General features: G+C 53.4%; 17 protein-coding genes. 1 reads left to right on the forward strand and 16 read right to left on the reverse strand.

Translation table 11 applies throughout. The features are described from left to right. Nucleotides 1–24: 24 nt before the first annotated feature. Both DS878_RS05975 and DS878_RS05980 read right to left on the reverse strand, forming a co-directional pair. The gene (locus tag DS878_RS05975; RefSeq protein ID WP_113815066.1) at nt 25–1488 is read right to left on the reverse strand and encodes an SLC13 family permease; all 1464 of its coding nucleotides are present in this window, start codon (nt 1486–1488) and stop codon (nt 25–27) included. Between the two features lie 47 nt (nt 1489–1535). Beyond that, the gene (locus tag DS878_RS05980; protein WP_113815067.1) at nt 1536–1856 is read right to left on the reverse strand and encodes a TraR/DksA family transcriptional regulator; all 321 of its coding nucleotides are present in this window, start codon (nt 1854–1856) and stop codon (nt 1536–1538) included. A gap of 152 nt (nt 1857–2008) precedes the next feature. Between DS878_RS05980 and DS878_RS05985 the strand changes: the two genes are divergently transcribed. Beyond that, nucleotides 2009–3808: a PHA/PHB synthase family protein gene (locus DS878_RS05985; RefSeq protein ID WP_113815068.1), complete on the forward strand. Its 1800-nt coding sequence runs from the start codon at nt 2009–2011 to the stop codon at nt 3806–3808. A 54-nt stretch (nt 3809–3862) separates the two neighbouring features. Here DS878_RS05985 and DS878_RS05990 read toward each other — a convergent pair whose 3' ends face one another. The 14 genes from DS878_RS05990 to DS878_RS06055 all read right to left on the reverse strand — a co-directional run bounded on the left by DS878_RS05990 (nt 3863) and on the right by DS878_RS06055 (nt 16532). After that, on the reverse strand, nt 3863–4852 hold the full coding sequence (locus DS878_RS05990; RefSeq protein ID WP_113815069.1) for an AgmX/PglI C-terminal domain-containing protein: 990 nt from the start codon (nt 4850–4852) through the stop codon (nt 3863–3865). Then, a complete protein-coding gene (locus tag DS878_RS05995; RefSeq protein WP_113815070.1) occupies nt 4849–5355 on the reverse strand; it encodes an ExbD/TolR family protein in 507 nt (168 codons plus the stop codon). Before DS878_RS05995 ends, DS878_RS05990 begins: the two co-directional genes overlap by 4 nt. After that, nucleotides 5352–5873, reverse strand: coding sequence for an ExbD/TolR family protein (locus DS878_RS06000; protein ID WP_113815071.1), 522 nt, complete (start codon nt 5871–5873; stop codon nt 5352–5354). The genes DS878_RS05995 and DS878_RS06000 overlap by 4 nt, the downstream gene beginning before the upstream one ends. Before the next feature lie 24 nt (nt 5874–5897). Next, the gene (locus DS878_RS06005) at nt 5898–6623 is read right to left on the reverse strand and encodes a MotA/TolQ/ExbB proton channel family protein (protein WP_113815072.1); all 726 of its coding nucleotides are present in this window, start codon (nt 6621–6623) and stop codon (nt 5898–5900) included. Between the two features lie 138 nt (nt 6624–6761). Further along, on the reverse strand, nt 6762–7079 hold the full coding sequence (locus DS878_RS06010) for a hypothetical protein (RefSeq protein WP_113815073.1): 318 nt from the start codon (nt 7077–7079) through the stop codon (nt 6762–6764). A 15-nt stretch (nt 7080–7094) separates the two neighbouring features. Then, the gene (locus DS878_RS06015) at nt 7095–7700 is read right to left on the reverse strand and encodes a tetratricopeptide repeat protein (RefSeq protein WP_113815074.1); all 606 of its coding nucleotides are present in this window, start codon (nt 7698–7700) and stop codon (nt 7095–7097) included. Continuing rightward, entirely contained in the window at nt 7687–10557 is a 2871-nt protein-coding gene (locus tag DS878_RS06020) for a tetratricopeptide repeat protein (protein ID WP_261977628.1), read from the reverse strand. Before DS878_RS06020 ends, DS878_RS06015 begins: the two co-directional genes overlap by 14 nt. A 103-nt stretch (nt 10558–10660) precedes the next feature. Beyond that, nucleotides 10661–12661: a tetratricopeptide repeat protein gene (locus DS878_RS06025; protein WP_261977630.1), complete on the reverse strand. Its 2001-nt coding sequence runs from the start codon at nt 12659–12661 to the stop codon at nt 10661–10663. A gap of 8 nt (nt 12662–12669) precedes the next feature. Continuing rightward, on the reverse strand, nt 12670–13215 hold the full coding sequence (locus tag DS878_RS06030) for an AraC family transcriptional regulator (RefSeq protein WP_222837443.1): 546 nt from the start codon (nt 13213–13215) through the stop codon (nt 12670–12672). A 19-nt stretch (nt 13216–13234) separates the two neighbouring features. Further along, nucleotides 13235–14395 carry a DUF3570 domain-containing protein gene (locus tag DS878_RS06035; RefSeq protein WP_261977631.1) on the reverse strand — a complete coding sequence of 387 codons (1161 nt, stop codon included), beginning with the start codon at nt 14393–14395 and terminating at the stop codon, nt 13235–13237. Continuing rightward, complete coding sequence (locus tag DS878_RS06040; protein WP_113815075.1) at nt 14382–14618, reverse strand: DUF4266 domain-containing protein; 237 nt, start codon at nt 14616–14618, stop codon at nt 14382–14384. Before DS878_RS06040 ends, DS878_RS06035 begins: the two co-directional genes overlap by 14 nt. Before the next feature lie 20 nt (nt 14619–14638). Continuing rightward, entirely contained in the window at nt 14639–15136 is a 498-nt protein-coding gene (locus DS878_RS06045) for a TlpA family protein disulfide reductase (RefSeq protein WP_113815076.1), read from the reverse strand. A gap of 17 nt (nt 15137–15153) precedes the next feature. Then, on the reverse strand, nt 15154–15813 hold the full coding sequence (locus DS878_RS06050; RefSeq protein WP_113815077.1) for an outer membrane beta-barrel domain-containing protein: 660 nt from the start codon (nt 15811–15813) through the stop codon (nt 15154–15156). Further along, on the reverse strand, nt 15783–16532 hold the full coding sequence (locus DS878_RS06055) for an SH3 domain-containing protein (RefSeq protein WP_113815078.1): 750 nt from the start codon (nt 16530–16532) through the stop codon (nt 15783–15785). Before DS878_RS06055 ends, DS878_RS06050 begins: the two co-directional genes overlap by 31 nt. Nucleotides 16533–16541 lie beyond the last annotated feature (9 nt).

Consider the following 16541-nt stretch of genomic DNA (forward strand, 5'->3'; position numbering starts at 1 on the left):
CAACAGGCCCCGCCCGCACAGGTATCATTCACTAAATACCGCGTCCATAAGCAAATAGCTCAGCATAGTAACCACCAGGATACCAACGATATTCAAGGTAAACCCTGCCCGGATCATCTCGCCTATTTTCATGTGTCCACTGGAGAAAACAATCGCATTTGGTGGCGTAGCCACCGGCATCATAAACGCACAACTGGCGGCAATAGCGGCGGGAACCGTCAGCAGCAGTGGCGACGCGCCCTGGGAAACTGCCAATGCTCCCAGCAACGGTAAAAAAGCAGCGGCAGTTGCTGTGTTACTGCTAACTTCCGTCAGGAAAATAATCACTGCGACAACCAGCATGATCATGACAATGACAGGCAAGGCACCTGCAACATGCATGCTTGTGGCTATCCAGTCCGCCAGCCCGGAGCTGCTTATAACTCCTGCCATCGCAAGACCACCGCCAAACAGCAGCAGAACCCCCCAGGGAATACCTTTGGCTGTTTCCCAATCAAGTACAAAACTCTGCTCGCGGGTATTAACCGGGATAATAAACATGGCTATAGCTGCTGATATGGCGATCCCTGTGTCCGTCAGCCACGGTGCAATATTCGCCGCCAGGAAAGGCCGGAAAATCCAGGCGCTGGCTGTCAGGATAAAAACCACGGCTACAATTTTCTCTCCAGGGTTCATGGAACCCAGAGCCTCAAGCTCGTCGTGTATGACCTGAGCCGCATTGTCCTGTGTCACCAGGCCGAAATCCCTGCGGGTGAGCCACCACCAGGCCATCACGAGCATAACCGCTGCCACAGGGACACCAAGGGCCATCCATTGGGAAAACCCGACAGATATCCCCTGAGTCTCACTCAGGTAAGCAGCCAGTAAAGCGTTGGGGGGCGTTCCTATCAAAGTCGCAATACCACCAATACTGGCTGAATATGCTATAGCCAGTAAAAGCGCAGTGGCATAACGCTGAACATTTTCTGACTGGCCATCGCCGGCCATTCCGATGACTGACAAACCTATTGGCAGCATCATGATAGCGGTTGCAGTATTGCTCACCCACATGCTCAAAAAGGCTGTTGCCAGCATAAAACCGGCAATCTGCCATTTAGGCTCAGGGCCAACCGCCCTGAGCGTCATCAGAGCAATACGCCGGTGGAGATTCCAGCGCTGCATAGCCAGGCCCAATGTAAATCCACCAAGAAAGAGAAAGATGATCGGATTTGCATAAGGCGATGTGGCCTCGGAGATGCTGCCCAGACCAAGTCCGGGCACAAGGATGATGGGCAATAGTGCAGTAGCGGGAATAGGGATGGCTTCTGTTGACCACCAGGTTGCCATGAGCAGCATAAGCCCCATTGCCGACCATGCCTCAGTCGTCATGGACTCCGGCGGGGGTAAAACAACTGTCAGTAAAAGAAACCCGGCACCAAGAAACAGGCCAATCAACCGGCTCCTGGGGTATCCTTCCGGACTGCCCGAAATTTGCCGCTGTTCAGGCATTCACCAACTCCTCTTCACGTCTGAACACACGGGTTGTCCGAAACGATTCAGTCCTCAGCGCAATTAACGCAGACGGTAGTATAAGGCAATACCTGAAGTCTCCGGGGATCAATGGGCTTGCCACAAACCTCACACTCTTCACCTATGCCCTGATCAATACGTTCAAGTGCCACTTTTATCTGCGCCAACTCAGCCCGGGTCTCTTCTTCAAGCGAATCCACGACCTCATCGTTCTGAATCTGCGATGCCTGCTCTTCAGAGTCTTTGTCCAGAGCCCCACCTTTACGCTGCTGGTGTGCTTCATAACGTTCCAGTCGTGCAATAAGGTCAGCTTTTAATGTCTCAAGTTCGGCTTTGCGATTGCTCATATGACACCTCTTGTTTCTTTCAGACAGATTACGGTCCCTCTGTAGACTAGACTAACGCTATAGCCCTAAACAGGATTGATGTCAGTCACAATTGTGTCAATGTGCTTGAGAGAGAATATCACTCTACCCACCATCCTGATTGAGGACAGCACATGCTGGGTCTGGATAAGCTTGGAAAAACCGCAAATCGGCTAGCCAATACATTTGAAACGAAAGTACGTGACGGCCAGCAATATCTGGAAAAGTTGCTGGGAGATACTGGCGTAATGGACTACGCCAAAAGTTCAACGCTGTCTGAAATGTCGGACGCCTACCGAACCATGGCAAAAGATCTGCTGCTGCACCCCTGGCGCCTTGCGGAAGCAGAACTGGAGCTGGCCCGGAAACATACAGACCTCGGCACTTATACAGTTGCCCGGCTATACGGGGTCGACAAGAAGCCGGTTGCGCCTGCAGATACTGATGACCGGCGGTTCAACGCTGAAGAGTGGCATAAGTACCTGCCCTTTGATGTATTGCACCAGGCCTATCTCATCAACTCCAGGGCCTTTCTGGATTGGGTAGAAAACATGGAAGGCATCCCTCCGGCAGGCCGTGAGCAGATGCTGTTTTATGCTCGCCAACTCACCAGCGCGCTAGCCCCCTCCAATTTTCTTGTGACGAACCCGGAGGCACTGAAAATCACCTGGGAACGCAAGGGCATGAACCTGGTCGACGGAGGGAAGCAGTTTATTGATGATTTCCGCCAGAACCCGAAGCTGTTCAACGTCGGTATGACCGACCGCTCTGCGTTCGAGGTCGGACGCAACCTGGCCACAACACCAGGAAAAGTAGTATTTCAGAATGACTTGATACAACTCATTCAGTACACGCCGACTACGGATACTGTCTGCAAGCGACCACTACTGATTGTGCCTCCCTGGATCAATAAATATTACATTCTCGACCTCAGTCCAAAAAATTCATTTACCAAATGGTTGGTTGATCAGGGTCAGACTGTATTCATCATATCCTGGCGGAATCCGGGGCCCGACCTGAGGGACAAAAGCTGGGACGACTACATGCTGGAAGGCCCTTTGGCGGCCATGGAGGCAGTAACAGCAGCCACAGGTGAAGAGCAGATGAATCTCATCGGCTACTGTATCGGGGGAACACTGCTGGGCTCAACTCTGGCCTGGCTGAAGAAAAAAGGCAAAGAACCCGTTGTCAGCGCTACCTACCTTGCCAGTCTGCTGGATTTCTCTGATCCCGGCGGCATTGGCGTATTTATCAATGAGCATTCAATCCGTGGCATTGAGCGCACGATGAACAAAAAGGGTTACCTGGATGGCCGCGCCATGGCATTCACTTTCAACCTTTTACGGGAGAATGAGCTGTTCTGGTCGTTCTGGACCAACAGTTACCTCAAGGGAGAGAAGCCAACGGCATTTGATCTGTTGTACTGGAATACTGACGGGACCAACCTGCCCGCGAAAATGCACAGCTTCTACCTGCGAGAGATGTATCTCAATAACCGCCTGGTAGAGCCTGACGCGCTGACCCTGGCCGGAGAAACGATTAATCTGAGAGAAATCGAGGTGCCGTCATTCTTTCTATCAGCCCGGCAGGACCACATCGCCAAATGGAAAACCACCTATAAAGGTGCTTTGGTCCATGGCGGCAATGTTCATTTTGTACTATCCGGGTCCGGCCATATTGCAGGAGTCATTAACCCTCCCTACAAGGAAAAGTACAGTTACTGGACCAATGACCCCATGAAACCGGATGCAGATAAGTGGTTTGCGGGTGCAGAGGAGCATCCCGGTTCCTGGTGGCCACACTGGCTTGACTGGATCCAGCAATTTGCTGGTGAGCAGGTTAGCGCACGAATACCCGGTGACGGCAAGCTTGCCGTACTTGAAGACGCACCGGGCAGTTACGTGCGGGTGAAGGCCAAAGACGCTGCGGGTTAACACGCCTGATGCAAACTGCTGTCCGAAACCGCAGGCTCCGTGCGGAGCCTCTTGTCAGCCGGACAGCAGTTCAATCGGATAGCGAATCGTCGTCTGGTCTACTCCCGGCTGAGGACCAAAGTCCACAAGCAACAGCCGATTACAGATCTTGTTCTCCAGGCTTGGTTCACCAAGCGTGGACTCGACCACAGAGCATCGGGATACTGCACCGCTGGGCTCAATCACCAACTCTGGTGTAATGCTACCCTGCAGAGACGGCTTCCGACGAAGTTCGCGATTATAGATACTGTAAATCGCCGACTTATTCGCATCCATAGTACGCCGTAACTCTTCTTTGCTGCGGGTTCTGGAAGCGGTTTCCTGCTTTTCACGCCGGACAGTTTCTCTTACCTCAGCAACACGCTCGGCTTCTGCCACTTCTGCCCTTTCACGACCAGCCAGAGCAACTTCCCGGCTTTCACGCTCAAGTGACGCATCATTCACACCGGAACTGCGCACAGTAGCCGTGGCGCGGGCAGCTAGTGTGTCTTCTGCCTTACGGGCTATAGGCTTGGCTGTGCGGGTAACAGGCGCATCAAGCTTTACGGAACTGGCCAGTGCACTGAGCTTCGACAGTTCGTTCCCCATGGCCAGAATTCCCGTGTTCTTCGCTTTCTCACGAGCCTTGGCCACAGCCTCAGGCTTGGGAGGATCTTTTACCACGGGCTTGGGTTTTGGAGGTTCCGGCTTGGGTGGTTCAGGTTTTGGCTCAGGCTGAGGTTCAGGCTTGGCCTGTTCAACCGGTTTTTCTTCCGGTTCAGGCTCTGGCTCGGGCTGAGGTTCAGGCATAACCGGTTTCGGCAACTCCTTCTTCTCAATAACCAGTTTGGCCAGTTGTGGCGGCAAGGCCTCACGTTCCTGCCGGTCCCGTTCAGGCAACTCGACCCAGCTGACATAACCGGCAAAGATCACAAACAATGGCACTACAACCAGCGCCGTGAACAACAAACGCCTGCGCTCGCCCCGCTCCTCATTCCAGGGCAGCCCATACCGGTAATCCATCATGCTCCCGCTCCCTCTTTCGCACGCTGGTTAACCGCCAGAGATATGCTGGCGTATCCCGCATCCACGCAGGTAGACATGATTTTCTTGAGCAAATCGTAAGGTAACTCACGGTCTGCCAGAATAGTAATCGCCCGCCCGGCTTCCGGAGCCGGTTGCGAGGACCGGCTGGCCTGATAGTCCAGCTCCTGCTTCAGGCCTGGCTCAATTTGTCCGTCCAGGGCCTGTAAAACCTCACGTTTGATTACAACCTGCCCGTTTACCAGAATATCCTGGTCGGTAACCGTCAATGCGAGCACATCTCCGGGCGTCTGTTCTGCTGAAGAGTCCGGCAGTTTGATGGTGCTGTTCTGGTTGAGAACCTGCACATCAGACGAAGAGTTGACCATCAGGAAGAACACAAGAATCGTGAAGATATCCATCAACGACACCAGGTTCATCTTGCTTTGGCCTTTATTACGCCTGTGGTGACGCTTCAGACGACGGGCTTTGGCAGATTCTTTCATGATTGCCCCCCTTCTTTCCGGGTTTCTGACGCATCCGCCTGAGGCGCATCACCCAACGAAATCTCGGGAAAAAGTTCCGCCTCCACAAGATTCCCCGCAACAACTGCATCATAGGACCGGACCGTGTCCATGACTGTTACGAGCGTCTGATAAGAGGTCTCCCGCGAGGGCATGATAATCACATCTTTCTTATCAGGAACGCGGCTTTTGATCTCTTTCATGACCTCCTTGAGTACAGCGAAATCGTACTCGCCTTCACTCTGGGCAATGGCCTTGATAACCCCACCCTGGTTATCCGAGACCACCAGGCGATCCGTATGAATAACCACCTGAACCTGCAACTCCTCAACCTGTTCCGGGGTAATACTTTCACCGGTCGGGAAGTTGAGTTCCAGAACGCTGGTGTGAGCAAACACCATATTCAAAAGCAACACCGGCACCAGCACGATCATGAGATTCATGAAAGGTGTGATATCGAGATCCGGTTCGCTTTGTAATCGACGATGTTTCCGCCTCATAGCCTGAAATCCTTTAGCTGATTATCAGGCCGGGGTACGGGCGGTTGCACCTGCAAGAGCACCGGCCGGAGCTGCCGACGGGGCAGACGACGACACAGCCTGGGCCTGAGCACCCGTACGGGAGCCAGAACCGTCGCTGAGCAGGTTGAGCACTTTGATACCAGCCATTTCGAAGCTATCGACGATCTCATTGGTTTTGGTTTGCAGAACAGAATGAATCAACAGGATGGGGATAGCCGACATGAGACCAAATGCCGTCGTGTTCATCGCCACAGAAATGCTCTGGGAAAGCAGACTGGCTTTTTGCGCCGGATCCGCAGCCGCAACAGCGGTAAAGGCAGCAATCAGGCCGATAATGGTACCCAGAAGGCCCAGAAGTGTTGCAATATTCGCCAGTGTTGCGAGGTACTGGGTGCGTTTTTCAATACGCGGCATAACATCCAGCAGCCCTTCTTCCATAGCGTACTCAATATCTTCACGGCCCTGGCGGCGTGCAAGCCGCTGCAGACCAAAACCAATCATTGTAGACATTGCACTACCAGAGTCCTGGGCATAATTGAGCGCACCTTTAAAATCACGCTTTGCAATCATCTGATGCAAACGGTTGAAGTCTCTGCGATTGATGATTTTCTGAGCAGACAGGTAAACATAACGCTCAATGGCCACAATGAGTCCGATAATCAGCACAACGGCGATCGGAAACATAAAAAAGCCACCTTCCTGAAAGAAGCGAACGGCGGTATCGATCATTTTCTGGGCACTCCATGGTCCGGGTTTTGAGCCAGTCTAAGCGTTGCTCTATCCCAAAGGGGTTAAATTAGCGGGAGTCTTTGTTGCGGTTTGTTGCACTTTGCACTCGGGCACATAGACTCTGTGATGCACTTCTCATTAATCGCTCGATTCTACTGGCGCAGATTCGTCGCGAAATGCGTCATGGTAGCGGACAAGTCGTTGAAATTCGTAGCGCTCCAGAGGAGCAAATGCCTGCTCAACCATCAACTGCTCATCCAGCGCCTGAAGTTCGTCTACTTCTGGTGGCTGCCAGGGCACGAGGTACATAACCGTAGGCACCTCCTGATCTCCCTGAATGCGAGTACCCTCAATTGTGAGCACTTCCGAATTCAGCCCCGGATCCTGGGCGTGGACAGCTTGAAAGCCGAGCAACAACATGGCAATCAGCAAAAGCTGTTTCTCCGGTCGCCTCATAGCCTGCCCCTCAAATCAGATTCTGTTTTTCGCATCGTATATCCAGTCTTCCAGCTTTGGATCGGGCTCAACGGCTAGTGTTTTATACCGTTCATATAGCGGCAATGCCTGTGCAGGCTCTCCCAGATAGATATCCAGCAAAAATGCCAGATTAAGCAATGCAGGCAAGTATTCCGGGTCGGCAGAAAGGGCAGCCCGGTAGTGTTGCTCAGCAGCCTTAAAATCGCCGGCATTACGCGCAATTACGCCAAGATGGTTATGCGCGACCCGGTGCTCCGGATTCAGAACAAGCACTTCGTTGAACCGCGCCTGGGCTAGTTCACTATCGCCGGCCTGAAACGCAATGACACCCAGGTTTACCAGGGGGCCGGTACGTTCCGGATGCTGCGCGGCCATCTGTTCAAAGCGGCGAGCCGCCTCTTCAACATCACCGTTTTCCATTAACACTACGGCTTCAGCAAAAGCTTCCTGCAAAGCCGTTTCCGATTTGTCTGTTGCAGCAGACTGACCTGACGCACTGCCGCCAGGGGACCCTTCCGGGCGATCAGGTCCCAGCGCGCAACCAGACAACAGCAAAAGGCCAAGAACCATGCCCGCACTCAGTTTTTTATCCCAGATCATGGACTGCTCCGGCTGTGACTTCGGGTTTGTTGTAGCGTCCCGGTAGCAGACTTCGCAACGACTCATAACTACGTTGTACCCACTCATCGAAGATGCCTTCACGGGCACGACGAATATTCTGTTCATGGATATCAATGGCGTTGTCTTCGAATGGATAAGCCTGCTCTTCGAGCAGCAATTCATATTGAGAAAGCTCCAGATCACTGAGCCCTTCAGGCCGCTCTGAATCCATCAGGTCTGCACCGAGGCGGTTGTAGATCTGAGCAATCTGATAACCTGCTTCTGTGGAGAACGACGATATACCGTAACCCGCAGTTGTCTGATAGGCCTGAACTGCCTGTTCAAGCGCGCGTGTTTTTTCTGCCATGCTTTCATTCAGAGGCAATGTCAGGCGGATACTGTCGTAATATGCCAGAGCGTCCCGGGCCAGTGTGGCAGAGGCCGAGGCGGCCAGATAACGCATACGGTCATCCGCTGCTTCAGGGTTCTGGTCCACTTTCTGCATCTGCCTGGTCAGCCAGACATCACGGCCTTCAAGATCGCCACGGGATTCGTAAAGCTCTGCCAGCCGGTTAGCAGCCTCCATATATACTGCTGCAGGTTCCGGGTGGCTGTTGGCGTATTGGCTCCAGGTATCTATCGCCTTGTCCTCATTTCCTGCCTGGTCGTATAGCTCAGCTGCAATCTGGAGATTCTCCCGACGCTCCTCTGGCGTGTCGGCCATAGCAACCATGCGGCTAAGTTCATCCCCGGCTTTCTCCCACTGGCCGGTTTCCCGATAGGCAAAAGCCAGCTTTGCAGGCACGGTATCAGCCAGTTCATGGTCCGGGAAACGCGTACGGAAGCCATTAAGTACATCAATGGCCTCGCCCCATCGCGCCGAGCTTACCAGCAGGGATGCCGCATCATATTGCGCATTGGCATTCAGGGAAGATGCTGATGCTACAGAGCCCACGCGCAGATACTCACTAACGGCTGCATCTACATTGCCCGCGTCTGCCAACTGCTCTGCCTGGCGGAATACAGACGCCGCCATATTTTCCTGAATACCCGCTCGCCTTTCGTCTTCAACAGGCATCATAGCCAGGGCATCCCGGTAGGATTGTTCAGCTTCCCCATAGCGTGCGAGCTCAAACAGGCTATGCCCTGCCATCAGCAGAGCCTCTGTAACCAGAGCAGGCTCCGCTGCCGGTTGCCAGGCAGCCAGTCGGGCTGCCATGGGAATCACCTCGTCAAGGTTTTGCTGATCGAACTCTCGCTGCAGAGCGATGTAATAAACACCGGGAGCTCGTGAATCCTGCGGAAAGGCATTCACAAATCTCAGGCGGTTGAGTTGTTGCATTTCCTGCAAGGCAAACAGATCATCATTCGTTTCATTCGACCAGGTTCGCGAGTACTCGCGAAATGCCAGAACAGAGGCATAGCCTGCTTCGGCGGCACGCTCATTCTGTTCCCCATCCACAGAGAAATCGTAAGCTACCCGTTCAAATGCCTGAATGGCGTCTGGCCACTCCTGTAGCTCAATATAGGTTTCCGCCAGCAGGAACAGCCGCTCAGGTGTGCGGGGGTGGTCCGGGAAGGTAGCAGCAAATTCAGCGTAATAGGCGGCAGCCTGACGAAAGTTATCCTCTGCTTCGGAACTCAGGTTACTGCGGTTTTCAGACTGAGGTTCCGGAGTCCCCTCAGGGAGCTGTGCCTGTTTCCGGGCTTCGCCGGCAAGCAGATAATGACGGTCAGCCAGCTCTGGCAGCAGAATCTCCAGCTGGTTTTCAATATAGGCCAAGGCTTCGGGATCAGCCTCAGGCCAGTAGTCACTGTAGATGCCGTAACGTTTGATGAACTCGGCTTTGCGATCCGGTATGGCTTTGTCGAAACCGGCCAGTTCCAGAGTATCGATTATCCGCATGTGATAACGCGGAGCCCAGGGACTGTCCGGATGCTCGTGAATATATACCTCAAACACATCAACAGCATCACTGTAGCGCTCACGTTCAACCAGCAGTTTACTGTACCGGTCGTACACGAGAACTTCATAGGGCCGGCTCCCGGTCTGCCGAAACAGGGCCTGCAAGGTTTCAGCACCATCGAGGTAGGAAAGCGAAAGGCCGACAACCCGGAACAGATCTTCAGTGAGCGTCTGATATCGCTGATCCGACGCTTCTGCAGCCTCCTCTCCAGGCATGATCAGATCCAGCACCTCAACGTAACTGAGCAGAGCCTGCTCATAATCACCTTGTTTGAACTGGCTCCAGCCCTTCATATAGTGGGCATTCATCAGGAAGGAGGGATCGGCGTTTTGTTCTCCGCTGGCACGGGTAACTTCATCAAATGCCACTTCCGCTTCGGAGTAGCGCCCATTGACGAACAGGATATCCGCACGCCGGAACTGTGCCTCTACCCAGTAATCTGAATCCGGATAGGATGTCACCAGCGTATCGAGGGACTGCAGCTGCTCTTCGGTTCTGCCACGCAACTCCCAGGCTCGGGCCAGCTGATAGTAAATCTGATCATTACCTTTACGATCCGGATATTCCGCCAGCAGATTTGTATACGCCGCAATAGCGCCAGACAGATCATCTTCCGCGGTATCCGTCATAATCCGTTCAGCCCGGGCAAACTCAAGATCCGCAAGCCTGTGCCGGATGGTGACCTGCTTGGCGGGGTCATCCACGAGCGGCAGCAAATCCCTGTAACTGCGCATCACCGATTCAAGTGATACAGCAACCTCTGCACTTTCATCTGGTTTGCCCTCTACAACAGCGAGATCTGGCGTGTTTGACGAATTTGCAGAGCTTAACGATGCCAGGGTTCCGGGTCGTGCTTCTGACGCTCCCCCATCACCCGATCCCCACCACATAGACTGGCACCCGGTCGCCAGCATTGCATAAAAAACCGGTATCAATACCCGCATACAAAGCGAAAAAGAACCGCGGCCTGATAGTCGCGTGCAAAACGGCGCTTTAATCATTGGCAGCCTCCGCATTGCTGTCTTCCCGGAACAGTTGATCTGCCAGCCGCGCCTGGGCATGGCGAGATGCAACCAGATAACGCCGAAGTTCATTGTTCTGCTGTTCAAGGGCCTCATCCAGACGCCCCATAAGCATGCTCCTTGCCATCGTTAATGCATCCTGCACCTGGGCTTTCAGCGACTGAATCTCCTCGGCGTTGCGGGCCAGACGTCCAGCCAGCTCGCTATGCTCACTGTCTACGGCCATCAGGGCTTCGATAGCAGCTCTCTGGTTGAGGAACTGCTCCATTTCCCGGTCCAGTTCACGCAGCTGTTTCTGGGCAGCCCAACGATTTACACCGTAATCGTCAGCGATACTCCAGTCGAAGTAAGCTTTCATTCGCCGGTAGGTTTCCCGTTGTCTGGCCGTGCTCTGATCATCGGGGAGTTGTGCGAGAGTGGCCGCAACCTTATCCAGTCTCTTCTTCAGGGCTTTCTGTTCCGTTGTCATAAAAAATACGACATCTTCTGCGGCAACGGCTGCCTGAATATCTTCACGAAAAAATCTGTGTGCTTCTGCCCAGTCGTCTGCATGCTGTTGCTCAAGTTCAGAACGGGCCTCACTGCTCCGACGTTCGCGCTGGATCCGTCGTGTTTCAAGCATGGTTTCGAACGTGCTCAGCTGCTCTTGCCGCTGCGTAAGCAACGCCCGCATCCGGTAGAGCTCATGCAGTTCCCCAAGCGCCTGCTGGAAAGGTTCTGTTGCCAGTACTTCTGACAGCCCGAAATCATCAGGCATCACCCGTAAGCGGCCATATGCGTCGGTAACAATCTCATTGTTGTCGTAGAGAAAGTTCAACCGTGCCATCAGATTTTCTTCGGTTAGTGCAAGCCGGGCGGCAATCAGCTCCTCACCCCGTGTTTCGTAATGCTCAGCTGCCTGCATAAACGCGGTTAATGCCTTGCGGGGCTGGTTCATTTGCTCAAGCACGTAACCCCGCGCATAGGGGACCTGCTCTCTCCAGGCCAGAAACAATGACCGCTGCGACAAAGCATCAAGTGCATCAAGTGCCCGCTGCATCTCGCCCTGGCCCGCTGCGGCCACCGCATAATCAAATAAAGCTCTGTCGGAAAACACACCATCCAGCGGCATGGCACCCAGAAGCGTTAATGCGTCATCAAACCGGGAGTCTCTCAGGTACAAACGGGCAAGGGACAATCTGCTTTTATCCAGGAGTGCACGATGCTCGGAGATCAGATCTTTCTCCGGCATTTCGTCTTCCATATCGGCAATAAGTTTACGCAGACTTTCCTGGGCTTTCGTATACTCTTCGGCGGCTATCTGTGCCATGGCTATGTTGTAGCTGAGATAGTATGCCCATGGCTCAGTCCGCTCCATTTGGTCAAGCAGGCTTTCAACCAGCGCTGCACTACCCGATTCGCCAGCAAACTCCTCGGATATCATGGCCAGCCGGGCTCTCAGATAAAGCCATTCTTCAAAAAGCCCTGGCTCACTATCTTCCAGGATCTCTGGGTCAACCCGCAGGAGATTCTCATAGGCCGGTCCATAGTCACCTTCGAGATAGAACACCTTCCCCAGATAAAACCATGCCTGGGTACGCACCTCTGGCTCCAGAGTTATATGCGAAGCTGCATCTTCTGAGTCATCACCTGCACCGTCGCTCGTCTCTACAAGCAATCGGGTGAATAATTCACGGGCTTCGCGGGTCATGCCATACGAAAGCATAAGCCCGCCCTCAACAAGTTCCGGGTAGGCTCCATGCCCACTGATGCCGCCACGCTCACGGGCCACATCCAGCAGCGTCAGGGCATCAAAGGAAGCACCCTGATGGTAGTTGTACAGTACCCAGCCATACATGGGGTCCTGAGCACGCTCAGGTGCATCGTCGGCAACCAACACCGGCGCACCAAGTGCGAACGGCAATAAACTGACGGCTGTAGCCACCCAACGTGCCGTCGTGCCGGAATATAATGCCCTTGTATTGAATGCCACCGTCCGTGTCACTCCCACTCCACAATGGAGACCATGGGCTGATAATCCGAGGAACGATCCTGAATGCGGATTTCCAGCGCAGCTGTCTCAGTACCCTTGTCAAAAGCCAGGGTTGCTGCCTGTTTGTATGCACGATTGTCCGGACCAATACCCTCTACGAAAGCCGTTATCTCGTGAGTGCCGGTTTTCAGGTTGCCAATAAACAAGCGCTGCATGCCTCCGCGCTCAAGAGCAGTGACCTGGCGGTCTGTATAAAGGTGCGAAGCCACAATATCGTCATCCACCTTCAGCTTCACCGTATCCACTTTAAGGAATTCGCCCGTATCAATGCTGAGGAAAACCGCAAACTGCGTGCTGGCAGGAAACAGCAGGTCTTCTTCCAGAATGAAGAGATCCCGGTTCAGGCCGATGACCTTCTTCTTCAGCTCTTCAACGCGCTCTGCTACAGCCTTGCTGTCTGGCGAGGCCTCCGTTTCCGCGTGCACCGCTGTAGTTATAAACAAGACCATTGTCACAAGTACGCCGGCCAACAGGGTTTTGAATGAATCCTTCATAATCAGGTTTCCTGCAAACTCAGTATTCGAGAATCACGGATGCTCTGGTAACCAGCGCATCGAAAGAATAAAGCGGCTCTTCGCCCGGCAGATAGGTGCCCGAAGCGGTAACATCCCGAAAGTTGTCATAATCAAAATTTAACCAGTCCAGCAGCAGACTGAACTGAACCCGCTTGATGCCTGGCAAGGATGTCTGTTTCCACTCATAGACGGCCCCCGTTCCGACGGTGGTACCTGAAAGCGAACTCATTTCCTTGTCTCTGGCCAGATGCGTCTGCGAGTTTTCATAGGGGAAAAGATCGCTGTAGAAATCGGCTTCACCCTGGCTGTAATAGCGAACCGAGCCTTCGAGCGTCCAGCGCTCATTCAATGCATGCACATAACCCAATTCCACGGTGTGCGCATCAATACCCCAGGTGTCACTGAAATACCGGTATTCCCCTCTGATGGAGGCCCGATAAGGCAAATGATAGATGGCCCGCGCCGCTACCGACGTACTGGTCCGGGTTTCGGGATAACGCTCAGGCTGATAAAGAAAAGAGGTTGCATCATCAGGATCCAGGTAGCGGTTCTGACGGTAAGGGTTCTGCAAATAACCCTCATCCGTGACCACCTCGAGATCAAGCCCGACCAGCGTATTACGGGTAAGAACCTGACTGATACCAATCTGGTAATTACGACGATCAGCATCTTCGCTGAAGCTGTCATTACCTATCCTGCCTACATCATCCCAGCCTTCTGCATAACCCAGCGTGATCGTAGACATTCCACCAAAGAACTCCTGGCTTACGGTGAAGTAAACCGTATTGGCTTCAAAGTCGTTTTCGGAACTGTTCGTATACCCGAGGCTCATAATTGAACGATCATAGAGATAATCGACACCAACCGTATATTCGGTGCGTTCTTCAGTGTAAGCACTTGCAGTTGCCAGCACGTCTACAGAGGCTGCCGATACCGCATCCACGTAATATTGCCCGGTCACAGATACTTGAGATCCGACACTCTTACGTGCAAGTACCACTGGACCGTCGATTACCATGCCGCCGCCGTCGTAACGGTGATAAAGCACATCCACACTATCCACAGGCAGCGTTGCGGCCTGAACGAACGAGTGCGGCACCATCCCAACAACAAAAAGCAGCAACAGCCGTGCGAAGCGACTGCGATCAGTTACACCCACAACCACCTCCCGAGCCGCCTTCAGCCCCACGGGCAGATTCCCGGGCCTGGTAAACGTGGTGCATGTATGAATCTGCCTTGCCATGCCGGCTCAGGCTCATGACCGGATCAGCCAGACGATCCCTTTCATAGGGCTTCACCCATGGCTTGACAGAACTGCAACCGGCCGTTGCCGAAAGCAACAGCACCAACAACAGCGGCATGATCATGGTTAATCTGCGCATAACGCTTACCCACCCCGGAATCACTCTCGAACCAGCTCTCTGATCTGGGCTTCGTAGTCATCTTCGTAGCCAGGTTTGTAGCCATAATGGATGTACCGGGCCTTGCCATCGCGATCAATCATCACCGTGGTCGGCATAGCCGGTACTTCATACAACTCACTCACAGAACTTTCCGGGTCATACAGAACCGGATAGCTAACCGGCACCTTGTCCAGAAAACGCAGTGCCTCGTCACGATTTTCGTCAACATTCACTGCGAGGATCGTAAAGCCCAGGTCCTGATAACGGCTGTAGATATCGTCCATCAAGGGCATTTCCTGGCGGCAGGGGCCACACCAGGATGCCCAGAAGTTCAGCATGACCACTTCGCCGCGATGATCTTCAAGGCGGACGTTATCTCCGGAGCGGCTTTCCAGCGTAAAATCCGGCGCTGGAACATTGATAGCGTCTGCCTGAACCGTTGATACTGCTCCCGTCAGAGCAAGTGCCAGAACAATACTTGTAACCGGGGTATTCATATAAAAGGCTCCTGTATTCAGAAAAAGACCGACAGTCCGGAACTGATTTCGGTATTCATGGACGTCTTCTCCGCACCCACTACATCAATGCGATAGTAGTGCTGGCGCACACCCAGATGGATCGAAAGGCTGTCTGTAAGAAGAATCTGATAGCCTGCACCGGCGTTAAGGGTAAAGCGCGTATCACCGCCAAAATCCGTAGCACCTGCGCCGGCAATTAAATAAAAGTTGGTATTGAAGGCGTAGTTCTCAGTGAGAAAAGCCTCACCGGGCAGGATGTTGTAACCCAGATTGATGTTGTAATACTGGTAATCACGCTCGCCGTCTGCCAGCACCTGTACGTTACCCGCCAGGTTCTCAAAACTGGTTTCGCCACCTTCAGCAAAACCGATACCTGCCTCGAAAAAGAAGGATTCGCTCAGGTGATAGGTGAGCTTGCCGCCGTACACCATCGACGACTCAAAGTCTTCAATATTGAGCACGCCTACAAAGGCTCCGATCTCGAAGTTCTCGGTATCGATCAGCGCTTCGTCAACCGGCACGGGTTTTACATCCGGTTCAATTAAAGGCCGGTCGTCGCGATCAGACTCTTCCGCCGCAAACACATTGGGCGTAAACGCCATGACTTGTGCCAGGCAGAACCCGGTCAGAAAAAGATACTTAGTCCGATTTTCCATTCTGTCGCTTCTTCGTTGGTTGATCGGCTGGTAAAGACTTTATAGTCCTTGAACTCGGCCCGGATAAAATAGCGGTCAGTTATATAAACACGCAGCCCTAAGCCCGCGTGGGCAATGGGATTGTCACGTTCCTCAGGCACCGCAAGTGTTGCTTTCGGGTCCACCCAGATATGGCCTGCACCAAGTGTAAAATAGGGGGAAACCCGCCAGTGCGGAAATGGCTGATGCACAATATTGGCATTCACCATGAGTATTTCCGAAGCACTGCCCAGCACCTGGGATCCCCAGAGTTCTGCAGCCAGATTGGGAGTAAACCACCAACCGCCATAACCCGAGATTACGGACGCGCCTTCAAACTCTCCCATCATGAGCCCGGATTCCAGGGTCCTGTTACTGAACGCTTCCAGATCCGGAACACTGAGATTGACCATTTCGCCCGTTGCGTCCCGGGTTTGAGCAATTGCCGCCACCGCTACCCAGCCTTCGCGGCCTTTATCATCCCGGACTTTCATCCAGCCGGTCTTGCGTTGCAAAAGGCTCAGCCATTCTCCCTTTTCACTGCTGTGAAAAACCGGATACCCAACAGCTGGCCCTGTTCGCCAGACCACGAAAGGCTCTACAACCTGAGCTCTGGGTGCCGGCTCATCATCCCCCCACAGCCAACCCGCCCAGGCAGTAACAGGTAAGCAGAGCATCAGTATCAAAATAGCAATGGGCATGGTTCTGGT

Origin of the sequence: Marinobacter sp. F3R11 (genome assembly GCF_003318275.1) — a bacterium.
Lineage (GTDB): Bacteria > Pseudomonadota > Gammaproteobacteria > Pseudomonadales > Oleiphilaceae > Marinobacter.

What these genes read in the sequence shown, in the direction of transcription:
- DS878_RS05975 (WP_113815066.1), bottom strand. Translation starts at nt 1,488, where the DNA reads ATGCCTGAACAGCGGCAAATTTCGGGCAGTCCGGAAGGATACCCCAGG.
- DS878_RS05980 (WP_113815067.1), bottom strand. Translation starts at nt 1,856, where the DNA reads ATGAGCAATCGCAAAGCCGAACTTGAGACATTAAAAGCTGACCTTATT.
- DS878_RS05985 (WP_113815068.1), top strand. Translation starts at nt 2,009, where the DNA reads ATGCTGGGTCTGGATAAGCTTGGAAAAACCGCAAATCGGCTAGCCAAT.
- DS878_RS05990 (WP_113815069.1), bottom strand. Translation starts at nt 4,852, where the DNA reads ATGATGGATTACCGGTATGGGCTGCCCTGGAATGAGGAGCGGGGCGAG.
- DS878_RS05995 (WP_113815070.1), bottom strand. Translation starts at nt 5,355, where the DNA reads ATGAAAGAATCTGCCAAAGCCCGTCGTCTGAAGCGTCACCACAGGCGT.
- DS878_RS06000 (WP_113815071.1), bottom strand. Translation starts at nt 5,873, where the DNA reads ATGAGGCGGAAACATCGTCGATTACAAAGCGAACCGGATCTCGATATC.
- DS878_RS06005 (WP_113815072.1), bottom strand. Translation starts at nt 6,623, where the DNA reads ATGATCGATACCGCCGTTCGCTTCTTTCAGGAAGGTGGCTTTTTTATG.
- DS878_RS06010 (WP_113815073.1), bottom strand. Translation starts at nt 7,079, where the DNA reads ATGAGGCGACCGGAGAAACAGCTTTTGCTGATTGCCATGTTGTTGCTC.
- DS878_RS06015 (WP_113815074.1), bottom strand. Translation starts at nt 7,700, where the DNA reads ATGATCTGGGATAAAAAACTGAGTGCGGGCATGGTTCTTGGCCTTTTG.
- DS878_RS06020 (WP_261977628.1), bottom strand. Translation starts at nt 10,557, where the DNA reads ATGTGGTGGGGATCGGGTGATGGGGGAGCGTCAGAAGCACGACCCGGA.
- DS878_RS06030 (WP_222837443.1), bottom strand. Translation starts at nt 13,215, where the DNA reads ATGAAGGATTCATTCAAAACCCTGTTGGCCGGCGTACTTGTGACAATG.
- DS878_RS06040 (WP_113815075.1), bottom strand. Translation starts at nt 14,618, where the DNA reads ATGCGCAGATTAACCATGATCATGCCGCTGTTGTTGGTGCTGTTGCTT.
- DS878_RS06045 (WP_113815076.1), bottom strand. Translation starts at nt 15,136, where the DNA reads ATGAATACCCCGGTTACAAGTATTGTTCTGGCACTTGCTCTGACGGGA.
- DS878_RS06050 (WP_113815077.1), bottom strand. Translation starts at nt 15,813, where the DNA reads ATGGAAAATCGGACTAAGTATCTTTTTCTGACCGGGTTCTGCCTGGCA.
- DS878_RS06055 (WP_113815078.1), bottom strand. Translation starts at nt 16,532, where the DNA reads ATGCCCATTGCTATTTTGATACTGATGCTCTGCTTACCTGTTACTGCC.